The following is a 1,380-nucleotide window of genomic DNA, read 5'->3' as shown; positions in this document are numbered from 1 at the left end:
GCCCTGCGCGCGATTCGCGGGCAGGGCCCGCTCCTACAATGGGGCGAGATGGGAGACGCGAATTTCGATCCAGTCACTCCCGCGAACGACGGAGCCCAGAAGACAGTTGCTCCTACGCCTCCAGGAAAGCACGGGCGTAGGAGCGGACTCCGTCCGCGATGAAAAATCGCAGGCAAAAAAACGGGCGACCGAAGTCGCCCCAAGTGCCTTGCGTGCTCTGTGATCGGGAAGGAAATCAGCCCTTCTTGTGGCTGTCCTTCCAGATGAAATATCCGACTCCACCGCAGAACAGGACCATCAGACCAACGGTGACAATGCCGGCGAGAACCACTTCGTCGATGAACATGATGCTGGCCTCCTGGATCCCTGTGCGTTTTGAAGATGGGCTCAGGTTAGCGTCGGCCGGGGGCGCGATATTGACTTGGATCAATGGCCGCAAAGCCCCGGTTCACGGGGCTTCGGATAACTGATCCAGATCAAGTTCGGGGAGGGTTGGGCTGCGGTGCATGGCCGCGCGGGGCGGCTTTGGAAGGGGAAATCCGGGCAGGCGGGACGGGCTCAGCGCTTCTTCGGCTTGCCCTTGCCCTTCTTGCGGGCCTTGCCCAGCGGCAGGGCCTGTTCGAAGGCCTTGCGCACTTCCTGCAGGCGTTTCTCGTGGACGTCATGGATGCGCTTGTCGCGCTCGGCGTTGAAGTCGATCAGCTTGTCGTCGTTGCTCATGATCAGGCATGCACCAGGCGGAAAGTCAGGTTCAGGCGGGGGGCGACCGGGCGCTGCGTCTTGGCCACCTGATGCTGCCAATAATGCTGCGTTGCGCCGGACATGACCAGCAGGCTGCCGGAATCCAGCGCCAGGGAATGCTCGATGGCCGTTTGGCCCTTGCGGCGCAGGTCGAAGCGCCGCGTGCCGCCGAGGTTCAGCGAGGCCACCAGGGGGTTGCGGCCGAGCTCCGGTTCGTCGTCGCTGTGCCAGCCCATGGAATCCCGGCCATCGCGGTAATAGTTGAGCAGCACGCCGTTCAGGCGCTGGCCGACCTCGGCCTGCACCCGCGCGCGGATTTCTGCCAGCAGCGGCGTCCAAGACAGTGGTCGGTGGACCAGGCCGGAGTAGCGGTAGCTGGCCTCGGCGTCGCCGTACCAGGCCACCAGGCGCGGCACCGGGTAGTCGCGGCCGTGCAGGTGCACGCTGGGCTGCTCCCATGGGGTGTTCTCCACCAGTTCGGCGAGCCAGGCCGCGGCGCAGGCCGGCTCGCACCAGTGCGGGATCAGGCGCAGCTCGGCGTGTTCGAGGTGGATGGGCGCGTCGGCGAACAGCATGGCGGTAACGGGAGCAGGTCGAGAAGCACAGCTTACTACGCCGCTCAGACCTCGATGTCGATCC

3 protein-coding genes are annotated in these 1,380 nt (G+C 64.9%); all 3 read right to left on the bottom strand.

The window, feature by feature from the left end; all coding sequences use genetic code 11:
• Positions 1-235: 235 nt before the first annotated feature.
• The 3 genes from ccoM to DK254_RS00895 all read right to left on the bottom strand — a co-directional run bounded on the left by ccoM (position 236) and on the right by DK254_RS00895 (position 1,316).
• On the bottom strand, positions 236-346 hold the full coding sequence (ccoM, locus tag DK254_RS35025) for a cytochrome c oxidase subunit CcoM (protein ID WP_009618523.1): 111 nt from the start codon (positions 344-346) through the stop codon (positions 236-238).
• Between the two features lie 212 nt (positions 347-558).
• Positions 559-720, bottom strand: a complete 162-nt coding sequence (locus DK254_RS34275; protein ID WP_009618525.1) for a hypothetical protein — start codon at positions 718-720, stop codon at positions 559-561.
• A 2-nt stretch (positions 721-722) separates the two neighbouring features.
• Complete coding sequence (locus tag DK254_RS00895; RefSeq protein WP_109931662.1) at positions 723-1,316, bottom strand: alpha-ketoglutarate-dependent dioxygenase AlkB; 594 nt, start codon at positions 1,314-1,316, stop codon at positions 723-725.
• Positions 1,317-1,380 lie beyond the last annotated feature (64 nt).

This window comes from Pseudomonas sp. RW407, assembly GCF_003176655.1.
GTDB lineage: Bacteria > Pseudomonadota > Gammaproteobacteria > Pseudomonadales > Pseudomonadaceae > Pseudomonas > Pseudomonas delhiensis.
This window is presented reverse-complemented; position numbering and strand designations above follow the sequence as displayed.